The sequence below is a fragment of the Polaromonas sp. P3_C2 genome (genome assembly GCF_056402675.1).
Genome location: NZ_JBFUGX010000422.1, coordinates 1 through 3742, shown reverse-complemented (window position 1 = coordinate 3742; position 3742 = coordinate 1). Strand labels below are relative to the sequence as shown.

The 3742-nt window shown below is 60.0% G+C and carries 4 protein-coding genes; all 4 read left to right on the top strand.

What is annotated here, in order from left to right; translation table 11 throughout:
- Window positions 1-128 precede the first annotated feature (128 nt).
- From AC1DWI_RS16390 to cynS, 4 genes are read left to right on the top strand one after another with little or no spacing between them, the layout of a single operon-like run.
- On the top strand, window positions 129-1496 hold the full coding sequence (locus AC1DWI_RS16390; RefSeq protein WP_477668874.1) for a CmpA/NrtA family ABC transporter substrate-binding protein: 1368 nt from the start codon (window positions 129-131) through the stop codon (window positions 1494-1496).
- Window positions 1493-2356: a nitrate ABC transporter permease gene (gene ntrB, locus AC1DWI_RS16385; RefSeq protein WP_477648256.1), complete on the top strand. Its 864-nt coding sequence runs from the start codon at window positions 1493-1495 to the stop codon at window positions 2354-2356. Before AC1DWI_RS16390 ends, ntrB begins: the two co-directional genes overlap by 4 nt.
- 46 nt (window positions 2357-2402) lie before the next feature.
- On the top strand, window positions 2403-3200 hold the full coding sequence (locus tag AC1DWI_RS16380) for an ABC transporter ATP-binding protein (protein WP_477648255.1): 798 nt from the start codon (window positions 2403-2405) through the stop codon (window positions 3198-3200).
- Between the two features lie 46 nt (window positions 3201-3246).
- The gene (gene cynS, locus AC1DWI_RS16375) at window positions 3247-3690 is read left to right on the top strand and encodes a cyanase (protein WP_477648254.1); all 444 of its coding nucleotides are present in this window, start codon (window positions 3247-3249) and stop codon (window positions 3688-3690) included.
- Window positions 3691-3742 lie beyond the last annotated feature (52 nt).

Below are 3742 nucleotides of genomic sequence, written 5' to 3'. Positions count from 1 at the left end.
GTGGATGCCCTACACCCTGTCATGGCATCCACAGCGAAATGCGGCAGCTGCCGCGCTTTCGCCCCAATTGGCCCAAATTGGCCCGCTGCTTGCAAGTCAGGCGCATCTTCCAAAGAAAGGTGCGCGCCATGTCTGACCTCTTTTCTCCCTACGACGCCGACCAGCCCCTGATGCTCAAATGCAGCTGCGGCAGGGACCACAGCGCGGCCGATCACCATGCCGCCGACGCGTCTGCCGCCAGCCCGCAAGCGCTCTCACACAGCTTTATGGAAGCCAGCCTGGTGAAGGCGCTGTTCCCGGTTGACAGCGTGCGCCGCAACTTCCTGCGTGCGGTGGGCGCCAACACGGCGCGCGCTGCGATTGCCTCGGTGCTACCGCTCGGTGCGCTGGAGGCCATGGCGCAAGACCGCGTGCCCCTGGAAAAGAAGGATCTGAAGATCGGCTTCATCGCCATCACCTGCGCCAGCCCGCTCATCATGGCCGACCCGCTGGGCTTTTACAAAAAAGAAGGCCTGAACGTCCAGCTCAACAAAACCGCCGGCTGGGCGCTGATACGCGACAAGATGATCAACAAGGAGCATGACGCCTCCCACTTCCTGTCACCCATGCCGCTTGCAATGACCATGGGTCTCGGTTCCAACCAGGTAAACATGAATGTGGCCAGCATCCAGAACACCAATGGCCAGGCCATCACGCTGCATGTGAAGCACAAGAACAACCGCGATCCGAAGAACTGGAAAGGGTTCAAGTTCGCGATTCCGTTCGAGTACAGCATGCATAACTTTTTGCTGCGCTACTACCTGGCCGAGAACGGCCTGAACCCCGACACCGACGTGCAGCTGCGGGTTGTGCCACCACCCGAGATGGTGGCCAACCTGCGCGCCGGCAATATCGACGGTTTCCTCGGCCCTGATCCTTTCAACCAGCGCGCGGTGTACGACGAGGTCGGTTTCATCCACATCCTCTCCAAGGAAATCTGGGACGGCCACCCTTGCTGCGCTTTTGGCGTCAGCGACGAGTTCATCCAGAAGAACCCCAACACCTTTGCCGCGCTCTACCGCGCCGTGCTGGGCGCATCCTTCATGGCCAGCCAGCCGAAAGACCGCGACCTGATCGCCAAGGTGATCGCGCCTACGCAATACCTCAACCAGCCCGAGGCCGTGCTGCAGCAGGTTCTCACAGGCAAGTTCGCCGACGGCCTGGGAAATATCCGCAACGTGCCGGACCGCGCCAACTTCGACCCGGTGCCGTGGCAGAGCATGGCGGTGTGGATGCTCACGCAGATGAAGCGCTGGGGTTATGTGAAGGGCGAGGTTAACTACAAACAGATCGCCGAAAAGGTCTTCATGCTCACCGACGCCAAGAAGCAGATGGCGCTGGCCGGCTTCAAGCCGCCCGAAGGCGCTTACAAGAAGTTCAAGGTGATGGGCAAGGAGTTTGACCCTGCAAAACCAGACGACTACGTCAAGAGCTTCAGCATCAACAAGCTTTCATGAAATCCCTGAACCTCAAGGCGGGCCTGGTCTCGCTGCTTATCTTTTTCGCCTTCCTGGGCATCTGGTACGTGGCCACGCTGCCCGCATCCGGTACGCCGGCAGCCAGCACGGCGGGCCTGAGCGCCGAGCAGATCGAATACCAGAAGATGATGGGCAAGGACCCTGGCAACACCAAGACCACCGGTTTCCCCACGCTGGGCCAGATGGGCACAGCCATCTGGAAGCAGGTGTCCAACCCGCTGTATGACAACGGCCCCAACGACAAGGGCATCCTGATCCAGCTCGGCCATTCGCTGGCGCGTGTGGGCCTGGGCTTTTTGCTGGCCTGCGCGGTGGCCGTACCCCTGGGTTTTGTGATCGGCATGTCGCCACTGCTGCGCCGCGCGTTTGACCCCTTCATCCAGGTGCTCAAGCCCATCTCGCCGCTGGCGTGGATGCCGCTGGCGCTCTATACCATCAAGGACTCATCGATCTCGGGCATCTTTGTGATCTTTATCTGCTCGGTCTGGCCCATGCTGATCAACACCGCCTTTGGCGTGGCCTCGGTCAAGCGCGAATGGCTCAACGTGGCCAGCACGCTCGAAGTCGGCCCCCTGCGCAAGGCCTTTCAGGTGATCCTGCCGGCGGCGGCGCCCACCATCCTGACCGGCATGCGCATCTCCATGGGCATTGCCTGGCTGGTGATTGTGGCGGCCGAGATGCTGGTGGGTGGCACCGGCATTGGCTACTTCGTCTGGAACGAGTGGAACAACCTCTCACTCACCAACGTGATCTTCGCCATCCTGGTCATCGGCATCGTCGGCATGCTGCTGGACCTGGCCTTCGCTCAACTACAGAAGGTCGTCACTTATGTGGAGTGAGCCTATTGCGCGCGCCCCTGTCGCCACGCCAATGAAAGAACACAACATGCAGCAGGGATTCCTCAAGATCGAAGGCCTGAGCAAAGCCTTTACGCCCGCCCGGCCGGTGTTTGCCGACGTGTCCTTCACCATCAGCAAGGGTGAGTTCGTCTGCATCATCGGCCACTCGGGCTGCGGCAAGACCACCATCCTCAATGTGCTGGCCGGGCTGGACAGCGCCACCGCCGGCCACATCTTCATGGAAAACCGCGAGATCGGCGGCCCCAGCCTGGAGCGCGGCGTGGTGTTCCAGAGCCATGCGCTCATGCCGTGGCTCACCGTGCGCAAGAACATCGCGTTTGCGGTGGTGTCACGCTGGGCCGACTGGACTTCGGCGCAAGTCAATGCGCATGTGGAAAAGTTCGTCGCCATGGTGGGCCTGACACCCGCCATCGACAAAAAACCGTCGCAGCTCTCAGGCGGCATGAAGCAACGCGTAGGCATCGCACGCGCCTTTGCCATCCAGCCCAAGATGCTGCTGCTCGACGAGCCCTTTGGTGCACTAGATGCACTCACACGCGGCACCATCCAGGACGAACTCATGGCCATCGTGCGCGAGACACAGCAAACGGTTTTCATGATCACCCACGACGTGGACGAAGCCATCCTGCTCGCCGACCGCATCCTCTTGATGAGTAACGGCACCGACAACGACGGCGTCTACGCACCCGGCCGCATCGCCGAAGAAGTCATCAACCCATTGCCCCGGGAACGCACCCGCGCCGGCCTGCACCACCTGCCCGGTTACTACGACCTGCGCAACCACATCGTCGATTTCCTCGTCACCCGCGCCAAGGCGCATTGACCATTCCCGCTTTTCACTTCACCCATCTCACATACAGGAGCAAACTATGAACCGCAACGACATCACCGAAAAAATCATCACCGTCAAAGTCAGCAAAGGCATCACCTGGGAGTCCGTCGCGAAGAAGGTCGGCCTCAGCAAGGAATGGGTTACCGCCGGCTGCCTGGGCCAGATGACCTTTGACGCCAAACAAGCCAAAGTCATCGGCAAGATTTTTGGTTTGACCGCCGAAGAGCAGAAGTGGCTGCAAGTCGTGCCCTACAAAGGCTCACTGCCAACGCCCGTACCCACAGACCCCCTCATCTACCGCTGGTACGAAATCGTGAGCGTCTATGGCACCACGATCAAGGAACTGATCCACGAAGAATTCGGCGACGGCATCATGAGCGCGATTGACTTCAGTATGGACATCGTGCGGCAGCCGGATCCCAAGGGTGATCGGGTGAATGTGGTGTTGTCGGGGAAATTTTTGCCGTATAAGACTTATTAAATTCCCTGCCTAGAAGGGTTGTGAGCGACAGGCAAAAGACAGGGTACTTCTG